The organism is Pseudomonas sp. H1_D05 (assembly GCF_054682705.1).
Genome location: NZ_CP162825.1, coordinates 4,930,173 through 4,947,372 on the forward strand (window position 1 = coordinate 4,930,173; position 17,200 = coordinate 4,947,372).

At 60.8% G+C, this 17,200-nt stretch carries 10 protein-coding genes and 1 pseudogene; 7 read left to right on the forward strand and 4 right to left on the reverse strand.

Features of this window, described 5'->3' with window-relative positions:
• Positions 1-19 precede the first annotated feature (19 nt).
• From AB4O11_RS22325 to AB4O11_RS22350, 6 genes are all read left to right on the forward strand, one after another.
• Positions 20-1,327: an MdtA/MuxA family multidrug efflux RND transporter periplasmic adaptor subunit gene (locus tag AB4O11_RS22325; protein ID WP_460128581.1), complete on the forward strand. Its 1,308-nt coding sequence runs from the start codon at positions 20-22 to the stop codon at positions 1,325-1,327.
• Complete coding sequence (locus tag AB4O11_RS22330; RefSeq protein ID WP_116254695.1) at positions 1,324-4,425, forward strand: MdtB/MuxB family multidrug efflux RND transporter permease subunit; 3,102 nt, start codon at positions 1,324-1,326, stop codon at positions 4,423-4,425. The genes AB4O11_RS22325 and AB4O11_RS22330 overlap by 4 nt, the downstream gene beginning before the upstream one ends.
• 145 nt (positions 4,426-4,570) lie before the next feature.
• A complete protein-coding gene (locus AB4O11_RS22335; RefSeq protein WP_460128584.1) occupies positions 4,571-7,678 on the forward strand; it encodes an efflux RND transporter permease subunit in 3,108 nt (1,035 codons plus the stop codon).
• Entirely contained in the window at positions 7,675-9,147 is a 1,473-nt protein-coding gene (locus AB4O11_RS22340) for an efflux transporter outer membrane subunit (RefSeq protein WP_460090785.1), read from the forward strand. Before AB4O11_RS22335 ends, AB4O11_RS22340 begins: the two co-directional genes overlap by 4 nt.
• A gap of 301 nt (positions 9,148-9,448) precedes the next feature.
• A complete protein-coding gene (locus AB4O11_RS22345; RefSeq protein WP_460090786.1) occupies positions 9,449-11,530 on the forward strand; it encodes a putative bifunctional diguanylate cyclase/phosphodiesterase in 2,082 nt (693 codons plus the stop codon).
• A 195-nt stretch (positions 11,531-11,725) separates the two neighbouring features.
• The gene (locus AB4O11_RS22350; protein ID WP_093432969.1) at positions 11,726-12,472 is read left to right on the forward strand and encodes an SDR family oxidoreductase; all 747 of its coding nucleotides are present in this window, start codon (positions 11,726-11,728) and stop codon (positions 12,470-12,472) included.
• Between the two features lie 134 nt (positions 12,473-12,606).
• Here AB4O11_RS22350 and mapR read toward each other — a convergent pair.
• From mapR to AB4O11_RS22365, 3 genes and pseudogenes are all read right to left on the reverse strand, one after another.
• A pseudogene (gene mapR, locus AB4O11_RS22355) lies at positions 12,607-14,017 on the reverse strand (GntR family transcriptional regulator MpaR).
• A gap of 385 nt (positions 14,018-14,402) precedes the next feature.
• Positions 14,403-15,833 (reverse strand): cytochrome c oxidase accessory protein CcoG, encoded by a 1,431-nt coding sequence (ccoG, locus tag AB4O11_RS22360; protein ID WP_460128586.1) that lies wholly within the window; start codon positions 15,831-15,833, stop codon positions 14,403-14,405.
• 195 nt (positions 15,834-16,028) lie between these two features.
• The gene (locus AB4O11_RS22365) at positions 16,029-16,277 is read right to left on the reverse strand and encodes a DUF3203 family protein (RefSeq protein WP_460128588.1); all 249 of its coding nucleotides are present in this window, start codon (positions 16,275-16,277) and stop codon (positions 16,029-16,031) included.
• A 124-nt stretch (positions 16,278-16,401) separates the two neighbouring features.
• Here AB4O11_RS22365 and AB4O11_RS22370 point away from each other — a divergent pair, with 124 nt between their 5' ends.
• Positions 16,402-16,914 carry an MgtC/SapB family protein gene (locus AB4O11_RS22370; protein ID WP_093432961.1) on the forward strand — a complete coding sequence of 171 codons (513 nt, stop codon included), beginning with the start codon at positions 16,402-16,404 and terminating at the stop codon, positions 16,912-16,914.
• 125 nt (positions 16,915-17,039) lie between these two features.
• Here the strand turns inward: AB4O11_RS22370 and AB4O11_RS22375 are convergent, their stop codons facing one another.
• The gene (locus tag AB4O11_RS22375) at positions 17,040-17,198 is read right to left on the reverse strand and encodes a hypothetical protein (RefSeq protein WP_008087190.1); all 159 of its coding nucleotides are present in this window, start codon (positions 17,196-17,198) and stop codon (positions 17,040-17,042) included.
• Positions 17,199-17,200 lie beyond the last annotated feature (2 nt).

Below are 17,200 nucleotides of genomic sequence, written 5' to 3' on the forward strand. Positions count from 1 at the left end.
AAAGAAGCCCACGCGCCCAATGGTTAATGACTCCATGCAATCGTCCCCTCGTAACTCCCGTCGCTGGCTGATCAGCCTGCTGGTCTTGTTGGTGATCGCCGTCCTGTGCTGGAAATTCTGGCCCGCCGGTTCAGCCCACAAAGAGGGCGCCGACAAAGCGGCGTCCGGGCACACCGGGCGTTCGGGGATGATGCGGCCGGGCTTCGGTGGCGGCACCGGGCCGATTCCGGTACGCGTGGCGCCGGCGGTTACCGGCGACTTCCCGCTGTATTACAAGGCGCTGGGCACGGTGACCGCGCTCAACACCATCAATGTGCGCAGCCGGGTGGGCGGCGAGCTGGTCAAGATCAATTTCGAAGAAGGGCAGATGGTCAAGGCCGGTGACCTGTTGGCCGAGATCGACCCACGCCCGTACCAGAACGCCTTGCTACAAGCCGAAGGCACTCTGCTGCAGAATCAGGCGCAACTGAAAAACGCTCAGGTCGATGTCGAGCGTTATCGCGGTTTGTACAAAGAGGACAGTATCGCCAAACAGACGCTGGACACCGCCGAAGCGCTGGTCGGTCAGTATCTGGGCACGGTCAAGACCAATCAGGCCGCGGTCAACGACGCCAAACTCAATCTCGAATTCACCAAGATCCGCGCGCCGATTGCCGGCCGTGTCGGTCTGCGCCAGGTCGACGTCGGCAACCTCGTCACCGCCAACGACACCACGTCCCTCGCGGTGATCACCCAGACGCAACCGATCAGTGTGGCTTTCACCTTGCCGGAAAACAGCCCGGAAACCGTGCTCGCCCGCTATCGCAGCGGCGCCAAGCTGCCGGCGGAGGCGTGGGACCGCGGCGACAGCAAACTGCAAGCCACCGGCGTTCTGCAAAGCCTCGACAACCAGATCGACGTTGCCACCGGCACCTTGAAGTTCAAGGCCCGCTACGATAACCGTGATCAGGCGCTGTTCCCCAACCAGTTCGTCAACGTTCACTTGCTTGCTGACACGCTGAAAGGCGTGGTGCTGGCACCGTCGGCGGCCATCCAGTTCGGCACCAACGGCACCTTCGTCTATGCACTGGATGGCGACAAGAAAGTCACCATTCGCCAATTGAAGATCGGCGCCAGTGATGGCGAAAACACTGTGATCGCCGAAGGCCTGGCCGCCGGCGACCGCGTGGTGCTGGAAGGCACCGACCGCCTCAAGGAAGGCAGCGAAGTGGAAGTGGTCAACGACAGCAATCAAGTGCCGACCACGCCGACCGAACACCTGCAAGGCAAATCTGCTGCCACCCCAACTGACGCTGCTGTCACCGACAAGGCCAAGAAGGGCGCATGAACATTTCGCGGCTGTTCATCCTCCGACCGGTAGCCACCACCCTGAGCATGCTGGCCATTGTCCTGGCCGGCCTGATCGCTTATCGCTTGCTGCCAGTTTCTGCGCTGCCACAGGTCGACTACCCGACCATCCGCGTCATGACCTTATATCCCGGCGCCAGCCCGGATGTGATGACCAGTGCCGTAACTGCGCCACTCGAGCGCCAGTTCGGGCAGATGCCGGGCCTCACGCAAATGGCCTCGACCAGTTCCGGTGGTGCTTCGGTGCTGACCCTGCGCTTCAGCCTCGACATCAACATGGACGTCGCCGAGCAGCAGGTGCAGGCCGCGATCAACGCCGCGACCAATCTGCTGCCCACCGATTTGCCGGCGCCGCCGGTGTACAACAAGGTCAACCCGGCGGACACCCCGGTGCTGACCCTGGCCATCACCTCGAAAACCATGTTGCTGCCCAAACTCAATGATTTGGTCGATACGCGCATGGCGCAGAAAATTGCCCAGATCAGCGGCGTCGGCATGGTCAGCATTGCCGGCGGTCAGCGTCAGGCCGTGCGCATCAAGGTCAACCCGGAAGCGTTGGCGGCCAACAGCTTGAACCTGGCGGACGTGCGCACCTTGATCAGTGCTTCCAACGTCAACCAGCCGAAGGGCAACTTTGACGGCCCGACGCGGGTGTCGATGCTCGACGCCAACGACCAACTGACCTCGCCCAAGGATTACGCCAACCTGATCCTCGCCTACAAGAACGGCGCGCCGTTGCGGCTCAAGGACGTGGCGGAAATTGTCGATGGCGCCGAAAACGAACGCCTCGCTGCGTGGGCCAACCAGAATCAGGCGGTTTTGCTGAACATCCAGCGTCAGCCGGGTGCCAACGTCATTGAAGTGGTCGACCGCATCAAGGCGCTGCTGCCGAGCATCACCGACAACCTGCCGGCCGGCCTCGAAGTGACGGTGCTGACGGATCGCACGCAGACCATCCGCGCCTCGGTCACTGACGTGCAACACGAATTGCTGATCGCCATCGCCCTGGTGGTGATGGTGACGTTTCTGTTCCTGCGGCGCGCCAGTGCCACGATCATTCCGTCGGTGGCGGTGCCTCTGTCGCTGATCGGCACCTTCGGCGTGATGTACCTGGCCGGCTTCTCGGTCAACAACCTGACCTTGATGGCGCTGACCATTGCCACCGGTTTCGTGGTCGACGACGCCATCGTCATGCTCGAGAACATCGCGCGCTTCATCGAAGAGGGCGACAGCCCGATGCAAGCGGCGCTAAAGGGCGCCAAGCAGATCGGCTTCACCCTGATTTCCCTGACCCTGTCGCTGATCGCAGTATTGATCCCGCTGTTGTTCATGGCCGACGTGGTCGGGCGACTGTTCCGCGAGTTCGCCATCACCCTGGCCGTGGCGATCCTGATTTCGCTGGTGGTCTCGCTGACCCTGACGCCGATGATGTGCGCGCGTCTGCTCAAGCGTGAGCCGGAAGAACATGAGCAGGGCCGTTTCTACCGGGCCAGTGGCGCGGTGATTGACTGGATGATTGCCGAGTACGGGCGGATGCTGCGCTGGGTGCTCAAACACCAGCCGCTGACCTTGCTGGTGGCCATCGCTACGCTGGGGTTGACCGTATTTCTTTACATGGTCGTGCCGAAAGGCTTCTTCCCGGTGCAGGACACCGGGGTGATTCAGGGCATTTCCGAAGCGCCGCAGTCGATCTCCTTCGCCGCGATGGGCGAGCGTCAGCAGCAACTGGCGAAAATCATTCTGCAAGATCCGGCGGTGCAGAGCCTGTCGTCCTACATCGGTGTCGACGGCGATAACGCCACGCTCAACAGCGGCCGCTTGCTGATCAACCTCAAGCCCCATGGCGATCGCGATCTAAGCGCCACTGAAGTGATTGCGCGCCTGCAACCGCAACTGGACAAACTGGTCGGCATCCGCCTGTTCATGCAGCCGGTGCAGGACCTGACCATCGAAGACCGTGTCAGCCGGACCCAGTATCAGTTCAGCATGTCCTCGCCGGATTCCGAACTGCTCAGCCAGTGGAGCGGGCGACTGGTCGAAGCGCTGGCCCAACGGCCGGAATTGACCGACGTTGCCAGTGATTTGCAGGACAAGGGTTTACAGGTCTATCTGGTGATCGACCGCGATGCCGCCTCACGCCTTGGCGTTTCGGTGGCGAACATCACCGATGCGCTCTATGACGCTTTTGGCCAGCGGCAGATCTCGACCATTTACACCCAGGCCAGCCAGTACCGCGTGGTGCTGCAAGCCCAGGCCGGAGAGAAGATCGGCCCGCAGGCGCTGGACCAGATTCACGTCAAGACCACCGATGACGCGCAGGTACGCCTGTCGAGTCTGGCTCATATCGAGGAGCGTCAGGCGCAACTGGCGATCACCCATATCGGCCAGTTCCCGGCGGTAATGATGTCGTTCAACCTCGCGCCCGGTGTGGCGCTGGGGCATGCGGTCGACATCATCGAACAGGTGCAGAAAGACATCGGCATGCCCGTCGGCGTGCAGACCCAGTTCCAGGGCGCGGCCGAAGCGTTCCAGGCTTCGCTATCGAGCACCTTGCTGCTGATTCTGGCGGCGGTGGTGACCATGTACATCGTGCTCGGCGTGCTGTACGAGAGCTACATTCACCCGATCACCATTCTCTCGACCTTGCCGTCGGCGGCCGTCGGTGCCTTGCTGGCGTTGCTGCTCAGCGGCAATGATCTGGGCATGATCGCGATCATCGGCATCATCCTGCTGATCGGTATCGTCAAGAAGAACGCGATCATGATGATCGACTTCGCCCTCGATGCTGAGCGCACGCAAGGCATGGCGCCGGAACAGGCGATCTATCAGGCCGCGCTGCTGCGCTTCCGGCCGATTCTGATGACCACGCTGGCGGCGCTGTTTGGTGCGGTGCCGTTGATGCTCGCCACGGGCTCAGGTGCTGAATTGCGTCAGCCGCTGGGTCTGGTGATGGTCGGTGGTTTGCTGGTCAGCCAGGTGCTGACGCTGTTCACCACGCCGGTGATCTACCTGTATTTCGACCGCCTCGGTCGGCGCTTTGGCAAGACCAATGCTGACACTGAAGAGGTGTCGGTATGATCCTGCATGCACGACGAATTCCTTGTGGGAGCGAGCTTGCTCGCGAAAGCGGCCAATCAGTCGACGTCTACGTTGAATGTCAAAATGCATTCGCGAGCAAGCTCGCTCCCACAGGATTGTGTGGTGATGCAGGGAACGGTGGTCAATGAACCTCTCCGGTCCTTTCATCAAGCGCCCGGTCGCCACAATGCTGCTGAGCCTGGCGATCATGCTGCTCGGCGGTGTCAGCTTCGGCCTGCTGCCGGTTTCGCCGCTGCCGCAAATGGATTTCCCGGTGATCGTCGTGCAGGCCAGTCTGCCCGGCGCGAGCCCGGAGGTCATGGCGTCCACCGTGGCCACACCGCTGGAGCGCTCCTTCGGCGCAATCGCCGGCGTCAACACCATGAGCAGCCGCTCCAGTCAGGGTTCGACCCGGGTCATTCTGCAATTTGATCTCGACCGCGACATCAACGGTGCCGCGCGGGAAGTGCAGGCGGCGATCAACGCTTCGCGCAATCTGCTGCCGAGCGGCATGCGCAGTATGCCGACCTACAAGAAGGTCAACCCGTCGCAGGCGCCAATCATGGTGCTGTCGCTGACCTCCGATGTGCTGGAAAAAGGCCAGCTTTACGATCTGGCCTCGACGATTCTTTCGCAGAGCCTGTCGCAAGTGCAGGGTGTCGGTGAAGTGCAGATCGGCGGCAGTTCGCTGCCGGCGGTGCGCATCGAGCTCGAACCACAGGCGCTGAACCAGTACGGGGTGGCGCTCGACGATGTGCGCAAGACCATCGCCGATGCCAACGTGCGCCGGCCGAAGGGTTCGGTCGAGGACGGCCAGCGTTTGTGGCAGATCCAGGCCAATGACCAGTTGGAGAAAGCCAAGGATTACGAGTCACTGATCATCCACTACGCCGACGGCGCCGCGCTGCGCCTCAAGGACGTGGCCAAGGTCAGTGACGGCGTCGAAGACCGCTACAACAGCGGCTTCTTCAACGATGACGCGGCGGTGCTGCTGGTGATCAACCGCCAGGCTGGCGCCAACATCATCGAGACGGTCAACGAGATCAAGGCGCAACTGCCGGCCTTGCAAGCGGTGTTGCCTGCCAGCGTAAAGCTGAATCTGGCCATGGACCGCTCGCCGGTGATCAAGGCGACGCTGCATGAAGCCGAGATGACCTTGCTGATTGCGGTGGCGCTGGTGATTCTGGTGGTGTTCCTGTTCCTCGGTAACTTCCGCGCCTCGCTGATTCCGACACTGGCCGTGCCGGTGTCGCTGGTCGGCACCTTTGCGGTGATGTACCTCTACGGTTTCTCGCTGAACAACCTCTCGCTGATGGCGCTGATCCTCGCTACAGGATTGGTGGTGGACGACGCCATCGTGGTGCTGGAGAACATCTCCCGGCACATCGACGAAGGCGTCAAACCGATGCAGGCCGCGTACCTCGGGGCCAAGGAAGTCGGTTTCACCTTGCTGTCGATGAACGTCTCGCTGGTGGCGGTGTTCCTCTCGATCCTGTTTATGGGCGGGATTGTCGAAAGCCTGTTCCGCGAGTTTTCCATCACCCCGGCGGCGGCCATCGTCGTCTCGCTGGTGGTTTCGCTGACGTTGACGCCGATGCTTTGCGCCCGTTGGCTCAAGCCGCACACGCCGGGGCAGGAAAACCGCCTGCAACGCTGGAGCCGTCGCACCAACGACTGGATGGTCGGCAAGTACGCCACCAGCCTCGATTGGGTGTTGCGTCACCGGCGCCTGACCTTGCTCAGCCTGCTGATCACCGTCGGCGTCAACGTCGCGCTGTACGTGGTGGTGCCGAAAACCTTTATGCCGCAGCAGGACACCGGGCAGTTGATCGGTTTTGTGCGCGGCGACGACGGCCTGTCGTTCAGCGTGATGCAGCCGAAAATGGAAATCTTCCGCCGCGCGGTGCTCAAGGACGAAGCAGTGGAAAGCGTCGCCGGGTTCATCGGCGGCAGCAACGGCACCAACAACGCGTTCATGATTGTGCGTCTGAAACCGATCAAGGAGCGGCAACTGTCGGCACAGAAAGTCATCGAGCGTCTGCGTAAGGAAATGCCCAAAGTGCCCGGCGCGCAGTTGATGCTGATGGCCGACCAGGATCTGCAATTTGGCGGCGGTCGCGAGCAGACCAGTTCGCAATACAGCTACATCCTGCAAAGCGCCGACCTCGGCGAGTTGCGTAAATGGTTTCCGAAAGTGGTCGCGGCATTGCGAGCCCTGCCCGAACTGACCGCCATTGATGCCCGAGAAGGCGCCGGGGCGCAACAAGTGACGCTGATTGTCGACCGCGACCAGGCCAAACGCCTCGGTGTCGACATGAACATGGTCACGGCGGTGCTGAACAACGCCTACAGCCAGCGGCAGATCTCGACGATCTACGACAGCCTCAACCAGTATCAGGTGGTGATGGAGGTCAATCCGAAATACGCCCAGGATCCGGTGACGCTCAAGCAAGTGCAGGTGATCACCGCTGACGGTGCGCGGGTGCCGCTGTCGACGTTCGCTCATTACGAAAACAGCCTGGAAGACGACCGCGTCAGCCACGAAGGCCAGTTCGCCTCCGAAGACATTTCCTTCGACATGGCCGAAGGCGTGACGGTGGAGCAGGGCAGTGCCGCGATTGAGCGGGCGATTGCCAAGCTCGGCCTGCCGGAAGATGTCATCGCGAAAATGGCCGGCACTGCCGACGCCTTCGCCGCGACGCAGAAGAGCCAGCCGTTCATGATTCTCGGCGCGTTGCTGGCGGTGTATCTGGTGCTGGGCGTGCTGTATGAAAGCTACATCCATCCGCTGACGATTCTGTCGACCCTGCCGTCGGCCGGTGTCGGTGCGTTGCTGTCGATCTATGCGCTGGGCGGCGAGTTCAGCCTGATCTCGCTGCTCGGGCTGTTCCTGCTGATTGGCGTGGTGAAGAAAAACGCCATTCTGATGATCGACCTTGCGCTGCAACTGGAACGGCATCAGGGCCTGTCGCCGCTGGAATCGATCCGCAGCGCCTGTCTGCAACGGCTACGGCCGATTCTGATGACTACGCTGGCGGCGATTCTCGGTGCCTTGCCATTGCTGCTCGGCCGGGCCGAGGGCGCGGAAATGCGCCAGCCGCTGGGCCTGACCATCATCGGCGGGCTGATCTTCAGTCAGGTGCTGACGCTTTACACCACGCCTGTGGTTTACCTCTATCTCGACAAGCTGCGCCATCGTTTCAACAAATGGCGTGGCGTGCGTACTGACGCCGCTCTGGAAACTCCGCTATGACTGACCGTTCGCTTATCAATCTGGCCACTGTTCGCGGCTCGCGTCTGCTGAGCCTGTCGCTGTGCGTGGCGATGCTCAGTGCCTGCGCCGTCGGCCCGGACTACCAGCGTCCGCAAACCGCTGAAATCACCCAGTACAAGGAAGCCGCTGGCTGGACCCAGGCCAACCCGAGCGATTCGCTGGCCCGTGGCGCCTGGTGGGAGTTGTACGGCGATCAGCAGCTCAACGGGCTGATCGAAAAACTCAACAATTCCAACCAGACCGTCGCGCAGTCGGAAGCCCAGTACCGTCAGGCCCAGGCCTTGGTGCGCAGTGCTCGCGGAGCGTTCTATCCCAGCGTTGACTTGAGCTTGGGCAAGACCCGCTCCAGCCAGGGCACCGGTAGCAGCAGTTCGAGTCTGAGCAGTTCCTCCAGTGGCATTCGCGACACCTATAACGCCGAGCTGGGCGTCAGTTGGGAAGCCGATGTCTGGGGCAAATTGCGCCGTGGTCTGGAAGCCGATGAGGCCAGTGCCCAGGCCAGTTTTGCCGATCTGGCGGCCATGCGTCTGAGCCAGCAGTCGGAGCTGGTGCAGAACTACCTGCAACTGCGGGTGATCGATCAGCAAAAACGCCTGCTCGAAGCCACGGTTGCTGCTTACGAACGCTCGCTGAAAATGACCCAGAACCAGTACCGCGCCGGCGTTTCCGGGCGCGATGCAGTGGCGCAGGCGCAGACGCAACTGAAAAGCACCCAGGCTGATCTGGTCGACCTGATCTGGCAGCGCGCGCAGTTCGAAAATGCGATTGCCGTGCTGACCGGGCAGGCGCCGGCGGATTTCAACATTGCCGAAGTGCAGACCATTCCAAAGCTGCCCCAGGTGCCGTTGAGCCTGCCCTCGCAGTTGCTTGAGCGGCGTCCGGACATCGCTTCGGCGGAGCGTTCGGTGATTGCCGCCAACGCCAATATCGGCGTGGCCAAAGCGGCGTATTACCCGGACCTGAGCCTGAGCCTGAGCGGCGGTTACAGCAGCAGTACCTCGCAGAACCTGGTCAGCCTGCCGAACCGTTTCTGGTCGGTCGGGCCGAAACTGTCGTTGCCGATTTTCGATGGCGGCATTCGTTCGGCAGAAGTCGACCGCACTGAAGCGGTCTACGACCAGACCGTGGCCAAGTACCGCCAGACTGTGCTCGACGGTTTCCGCGAAGTGGAAAACTATCTGGTGCAGTTGAAGGTGTACGAAGACGAAGCGGCGGTGCGCCAGGAAGCGCTCGATGCGGCCCGCGACTCCCTGCGCCTGACGGAAAATCAGTACAAGGCCGGGTTGATTGCCTACATCGATGTGGTGGTGGTGCAAGCCACGGCACTGAGCAACGAGCGCAGCGTGCTGAACATTCTGCAAAGCCGCTTGATTGCCAGCGTGCAACTCATCGCAGCGCTGGGCGGCGGTTGGGACGGACAACTGGATGTCAGCGATAACACCCGCTGAAGGTTGGCTTCACTGATCGTTCCCACGCTCCGCGTGGGAATGCAGCCCGGGACGCTCCGCGTCCCATCCAGAGCCGAACGCAGAGCGTCCGCTGAGGCATTCCCACGCAGAGCGTGGGAACGATCGGGTAAAGCCGTGAGCGCCGGACCAGAGCCTCGTCGGCCGATCAAACAAACGTTTCATCGGCTTGATGGCCAATTGATTACTTTGTCAGTGCGTTCTTCTGCGTAATCAGTACAATCGCCGCATTTGCCCGACCGAGAATGGACGCAGTCCGCGTTGGGTGGCCACGAGAAATCCCATGCTCATCGGTAGTTATTCCTCCACCCTGGTTTTTATTTCGTTGTGCGTGGCGATTCTCGCTTCCTACACTGCGCTCGACCTCACCGGTCGCATTGCCACGGCCAAGGGCCGTGCGGTGCATTTCTGGAACGCCGGCGGTGCGTTTGCCATGGGTATCGGCGTCTGGTCGATGCATTTCATTGGCATGCTCGCCTTCAAACTGCCGATCGACCTTGGCTACGACATCACCCTGACCGCGCTTTCACTGTTGATTGCCGTGTTGTCCTGCGGGTTCGCCTTGTGGCTGGTCAGCCAGCCAAAACTGCCGATTCTGCAACTGGCCTTCGGTGCGCTGATCATGGGCGCCGGGATCAGTGCCATGCATTACACCGGCATGGGAGCGATGCGCATGACGCCGGGGATCGACTACGACCCGACGCTGTTCGGCGCTTCGTTGCTGATTGCGGTCGGCGCATCGGCAGCGGCGCTGTGGATTGCCTTTCGCCTGCGTAAGCACTCGCCGTATGTGCGCCTGATTCGCGGCGGCGCAGCGGTCATCATGGGTATCGCCATTGTCGGCATGCATTACACCGGCATGGCCGCTGCGCAATTTCCAGACGGCAGTTTCTGCGGTGCCACCGTCAACGGTTTGAAGGGCAGCGGCCTCGACAGCCTGGTGCTGATCACCACGCTGGCGGTGCTGTCGATTGCCTTGCTCACCTCGATCCTCGACGCACGACTTGAAGCGCGCACTGCCGATCTGGCGCATTCGTTGACCGTCGCCAACCGTGAACTTACGCAGTTGGCCCTGCACGACACCCTGACCGGCCTGCCGAATCGCATGTTGCTCGACGACCGGATCAATCAGGCGATGAAAAAGGTCAACGAGCAGGGCGGCTGCTTTGCCTTGATGTTCATCGATCTGGACGGCTTCAAACCGGTTAATGATGCGTTCGGCCATCACATGGGGGATCAGTTGTTGCGCGAAGTCGGCGTGCGCCTGCGTGAAGACTTGCGCAGCCTCGACACGCTGGCGCGGATCGGTGGCGATGAATTCGTGTTACTGGTGCGCCTCAGCGAACCCAATGATGCGCTGGGACTGGCGGCGCGTCAGGTCGGTCTGATCGCACAATCATTCCGCGTTGCCGAGCATGACTTGCAGATCTCCGCTAGCGTCGGCATCGCCCTGTACCCGGGCAATGGCCAGACCGCGCAGGAGCTGCTGATGAACGCCGACGCGGCGATGTACCACGCCAAGGGCGGCGGCAAAAACGGTTACAGCTTTTTCGATGCGTCAATGAACAACAACGCGCGCAAGCAGTTGCAGTTGTTGCAGGACCTGCGCGCGGCGCTGGAACACAGCCAGTTCAGTTTGCATTACCAACCCAAGTTCGACGCCGCCAACGGCCGTCCGGTCGGGGCTGAAGCGCTGTTGCGCTGGGAGCACCCGATCCACGGCATGCTGATGCCGGACAAGTTCATTGACCTGGCCGAGAAATCCGGGCTGATCATCCCGATCGGCGACTGGGTGCTCAACGAAGCCTGTCGCCAGATGCGCGAATGGTATGTGCTCGGTTACACCGATTGGCGTATCGCGGTGAACCTGTCGGCGTTGCAGTTCTGCCACACGGGACTGGTGCGCAGCGTGGCCAAGGCGCTGGCCACGCACCACTTGCCGGCCAACAGCCTGACTCTGGAAATCACCGAAACCACGGCCATGAGCGATGCCGATGCGAGCATGATGGTGTTGCAGGAACTGTCGGACATGGGCGTCGACCTGTCGATCGATGACTTCGGCACCGGTTATTCCAGCCTGATGTACCTCAAGCGATTGCCGGCCAACGAGCTGAAGATTGATCGCGGTTTTGTGCGCGATCTGGAGCATGACAGCGACGATGCGGCGATTGTCTCGGCGATTGTCGCGTTGGGGCAGGCACTGGGTTTGCGCATTGTCGCTGAAGGTGTCGAGACCGGTGTGCAGCAGGCGTTTCTGACTGAACTGGGCTGTGATTCGTTGCAGGGTTATCTGCTCGGGCATCCGATGCCGGCGGACAAATTCATGCAGGATATTGCGCGGGGTGAGCAGTCAGCGGTGGTCTGATCGACCGCGTTATCGTTCTTCGCGAGCAAGCTCGCTCCCACATTTGGAATGCATACCCCTGTGGGAGCGACGGTGCGACGATTCGACCTGCTCGCGAAGGCGTCCGGCCCGACACAACAGACCTCATGCAAAACCCGCCAATGGCGGTTATTCTTCCCCCCGACTGTTACGTGTGCATTTGGGGGAAAGGCCAGCATGGATAAAGTCATTGTGATCACCGGTGGCGGGCGCGGGATTGGCGCCGCTACGGCGTTGTTGGCTGCCGAGCAAGGTTATCGGATCTGCATCAACTATCAGTCGGATGAACAAGCCGCGCAAAGCGTGCTGGAGCAAGTTCGCGGATTAGGCGCCCAGGCCATCGCCGTGCGTGCCGACGTCAGCATCGAAGACGAAGTGATCGCATTGTTCCATCGGGTCGACACCGAGTTGGGCCGGGTTACCGCGCTGGTGAACAACGCCGGCACTGTCGGACACAAATCGCGGGTCGACGAAATGTCCGAATTCCGCATCCTGAAAATCATGAAAACCAACGTACTGGCGCCGATTCTCTGCGCCAAACACGCGATCCTGCGCATGTCGCCCAAGCACGGCGGGCAGGGTGGCAGCATCGTCAACGTGTCGTCGGTGGCCGCGCGTCTCGGTTCGCCCAACGAATACGTTGATTACGCCGCGTCCAAAGGCGCGCTCGACACCTTCACTATCGGTTTATCCAAGGAAGTGGCGGGCGAGGGGATTCGCGTCAACGCGGTGCGCCCGGGTTACATCTATACCGATTTCCACGCACTGAGCGGCGATCCGGATCGGGTCAGCAAGCTTGAGTCGGCGATTCCTATGGCCCGTGGCGGGCGCCCGGATGAAGTGGCGGAGGCGATTGTCTGGTTGTTGTCGGATAAGGCTTCTTATGCGACCGGGACGTTTGTTGATTTGGGTGGTGGGCGCTGATCGCTTGGATTTGCTTCGATAGCACCGCCCCCTTCGCGAGCAAGCTCGCTCCCACATTGGATGTGTGAATGACACAGAACCCATGTGGGAGCGAGCTTGCTCGCGAAGAGGCCAAGGCAAACACCATCAATCTGTCAGAACGACCGCACAATCCGCCCCAATGTCTCCATGGCCTTTTCCGAATCCTCGGTCCAAGGGCTGCCATAGTTCAACCGAATACAATTCCTGAAGCGCTGCGTCGGCGAAAAGATCGGCCCCGGCGCAATGCTGATGCCTTGCGCCAGTGCCATCTGAAACAACTTCAGCGAATCCATTTGCGGTGGCAGTTCCAGCCACAAGAAGTAGCCGCCCGCCGGTTGGCTGACCCGCGTCTGCGCCGGGAAGTAGCGGGCAATCGCCGCGAGCATCGCGCTCTGCTGTTCTTCCAGTGCGTAACGCAGTTTGCGCAGGTGCCGGTCATAACCGCCGTGTTGCAGGTAGTCAGCAATCGCCGCTTGCGCTGGCATCGAAGCACACAGAGAGGTCATCAGTTTCAGTCGTTCGATTTTCTGCGCGTAACGTCCGGCGGCGACCCAGCCGATGCGGTAGCCGGGGGCGAGGCTTTTGGCGAATGAACCGCAGTGCATCACCAGACCTTCCGTGTCGAACGCCTTGGCCGGTTTCGGTGCTTGTTGGCCGTAATAGAGTTCGGCGTAAACGTCGTCTTCGATCAGCGGCACCTGATGGCGGCGCAGCAGTTCGACCAGTTCCTGTTTCTTCGCCTCGGGCATGGTTGCGCCCATCGGGTTCTGGAAACTGGTCATGCACCAGCAGGCTTTGACCGGATGGCGTTCGAGGGTTTGCGCAAGTACGCCGAGGTCAATGCCATCGCGCGGGTGCACGGGAATTTCCACGGCTTTGAGTTTCAGCCGTTCGAGCACTTGCAGGCTGGCGTAGAACGCCGGGGCTTCGATGGCCACCAGATCGCCCGGTTCGGTGACGGCTTGCAGGCACAGGTTCAGCGCTTCGAGCGCGCCGTTGGTGATCAGCAGCTCTTCCATCGGCAGCATCAGGCCGCCGACCATGTAGCGCAGGGCTATCTGCCGGCGCAGTTGCGGATTGCCCGGCGACATGTCGGTGACGACCATGCGCGGATCCATTTCGCGGGCCGCGCTGGCCAGCGATCGCGACAGGCGCTGCAACGGGAACAGGGTCGGGCTGGGGAACGCCGAACCGAACGGTACGGTACTCGGGTCCTTGATCGAATCGAGGACCGAGAACACCAGTTCGCTGACGTCGACTTCGGTGGAATCGTTGACGTGGCTGCTGATCACCGGCTCCGAGAACGGGCTCGGCGCGTGGGTATTGACGAAATAGCCGGAGCGCGGCCGGGCGCGGATCAGGCCACGGCGTTCGAGCAGGTAATAGGCCTCGGAATACCGTGGACGGGCTGACCCCGTAGGTCTGGCTGGCGTAACGCACCGAGGGCACGCGCTGGCCGGGGCCAAGGACGCCGGAGCGGATCAGTTCAGCGATGTCGTCGGCGAATTTTTCGTAGCGTTTCATCGAGGAGCCTTGGTGCTGGTTGATGATGAGGTGTGTCAGGGAGAACTGCCCCTCACCCTAGCCCTCTCCCAGAGGGAGAGGGGACTGATTGGGGGATGCTTGCGAACTACACCGACCTGAAAGTGCTTTGCTGAATCCACAATCGACTCAGCTTGATGTGCTTTGCTGAATCCACAATCGACTCAGCTTGATGTGCTTTGCTGAATCCACAATCGACTCAGCTTGAAAGTGCTTTGCTAAATCCGTAATCGATTCGGCTTGATAGTGTTTTGCTGAATCCACAATCGACTCGGTCTGTCAGGTCGATGTATAGCGACAGACACCTCGGTCGGCTCCCTTCTCCCTCCGGGAGAGGGCTGGGGTGAGGGAAAAAGATTCTAACGGCTCAGCGATTCATCGGCGCAACAAACCTGCTCTTCGCCACGCTGTAAACCTCAGGCTCATCGCTGTCGACAATCTTGAAACTCAAGGTCTGCGAACTGCTGGCCGGGCGTTCCGTGGTCATCGCCACCGACACCGGCACATCGACAATCTCACCCGGCGCCAGGCTCAGTTCAGTCTTGCCCTGCAACTGGAAGCCGTCGCCATCCACCAGGCTCAGGTTGTAGTCCTGGCGCTGTTGGGTCTTGTTGATGACTTTGAGGCTATAGATGTTTTCAATCTGACCCTGACCATTCTCGCGGAACAACCCGCGATCCTTGGTCACGTCCAGCGAGACCATCGGCCGCTCGATCAACGCCAACGCCAATGCGCCGATCATCGCCACCAGCACCACGGTGTAACCGATCAGGCGTGGGCGCAGCAGGTGGGTTTTGCCACCCTGCAGTTCGCGCTCGGAACTGTAGCGGATCAGGCCGCGCGGGTAGTTCATCTTGTCCATGATCGAGTCACAGGCGTCGATGCACGCAGCGCAGCCGATGCACTCCATCTGCAGACCATCGCGAATGTCGATGCCGGTCGGACAAACCTGCACGCATAACTGGCAGTCGATGCAATCACCCAGGCCAGCCTCAAGCGGTTTCACGTCGCGTTTGCGCGGGCCACGGTTTTCGCCACGGGCCACGTCGTAGGAAATCGCCAGGGTGTCCTTGTCGAACATCACGCTCTGGAACCGCGCATACGGGCACATGTGCATGCACACCGCCTCACGCAGCCAACCGGCGTTGATGTAGGTGGCGGCGGTGAAAAACAGCACCCAGAACAGGCTGACGCCGCCGATTTGCAGGGTCAGCAGTTCTTCAGCCAGTGGCCGGATCGGCGTGAAGTAACCGACGAAGGTCAGGCCGGTCAGCACACTGATCGCCAGCCACAGGGTGTGCTTGGCCGCGCGTCGCGCCAGTTTGTTCAGGCTCCACGGCGCGGCTTGCAGTTTGATGCGTTGGTTGCGTTCGCCTTCGGTGATCTTCTCGCACCACATGAAGATCCACGTCCACGAACTTTGCGGGCAGGTGTAACCGCACCAGACCCGGCCGGCGAACACGGTGATGGCGAACAGACCGAACGCAGCGATGATCAGCAGCGCCGACAGCAGAATGAAATCCTGCGGCCAGAACGTCGCGCCAAAGATGTGGAATTTGCTTTCGGAAAGATCCCAGAGCACCGCCTGACGTCCGCCCCAGTTCAGCCACACGGTGCCGAAAAACAACACGAACAGAAATCCCGCGCCACTCATGCGCATGGTGCGGAACAGGCCGGTGAAGCTGCGGGTGTGGATCTGGTTATCGCTGGATTTGGCCGTCGCCTTCATTGGACGTGCGGGCACACTTTTGATAGTTGGAGATGCTTCTACGGTTCGGACGGGGATTTGTTCGCTCATGGTTATTCGCTCATCAGCCTCCATCAGGCCAGAGCACTATGAGCGTCGATCTGTTTGCATAACAGACTCAGCTATTTCAATAAAAAGCGGATCAGATGCGATTCTGCGCAACGCCTGCGACAACTTGAAGCAGCCCGCAGACAAAGGCGCAAAGGCCTATATCAGGCGTTTGCGCGGGGTGTTGATCAAGGTCAGTCAAATCACCGAACCACTCTCGTCAGCCTTCAAGTGCTTGCGACCATCCTTGGCGCCTGCGACGGTCAATTCGTCGGCTTCTGCCTCGGTGATGTAAACGCGCCGGCCATCTATTTCCACAAACGACATGGCCTTGTCGCTGTCCGTACGCACTTCCAAGGTGTCGCAAATGCGGATTTCTTCGCCAGTCTCGACGGTGAAAAAACACACTTTCTGTTCGGGGTTGGATTCATCGACTCGAACGGGCATGAGGGCGGTCCTTTTTTCAGGGAAGTCTGAAAGGTTAGGGCGCACGCTTCACCGATGGTTCTGCGCAACTGATTAATGGTCGCCGCTGTCCATCGTCTATCCAGCCAATAACAAGGACTGCACGATGGACGCGTGGTGGCATGAAGTGTGGCAAACCCTGCAGGCGGAATTCGCCGACGTCGCGGATGCGTCGCAATTGACGCGCATCACCGTGCGCCTGCTGATGGCCGCCATTCTGGGCGGCATTCTCGGATTCGAGCGCGAACACAAGGGCAAGGCTGCCGGGGTGCGCACGCATATGTTGGTGGCGCTGGGGGCTGCGCTGTTTGTACTGGTGCCGCAGACATCAGGGGCGGAATCCGATGCGATGAGCCGCGTAGTCCAAGGGGTGATTGCCGGGATCGGCTTTCTCGGTGCCGGGACTATCCTGAAAAACAAGGAAGGTGATGAAGGCCATGTCAAAGGCCTGACCACGGCTGCCGGGCTGTGGATGACGGCAGCCATTGGGGTCGCGGCGGGATTGGGCAGGGAAGCAACGGCGCTACTCAGTACTTTTCTGGCGCTGGGGATTTTCAGCGTGATGCCGCGCATCGTGAAGCTGTTCGAAAAGGACGAGGAAAAGACTGATGACCACTGATCATTCCTGCGCCGGATGATCGTTCCCACGCTCTGCGTGGGAATGCCTCAATGGACGCTCCGCGTCCGCTTTGGGACGCGGAGCGTCCCGGGCTGCATTCCCACGCAGAGCGTGGGAACGATCAGTTAGAGGATCACAGGAGGCATCGTCGTTGGTGGTTCTTCTTTGGGGGGTGGTGTGGTGCCGGGTGGCTCTTGCTCGGGAATCGGTTGCGGCTCGGTCTCGGGCAGCGTGGGTTTGTCGATGTTCGGATCGGGCGTTTCGGCCGGGATCGGGATATTCATCT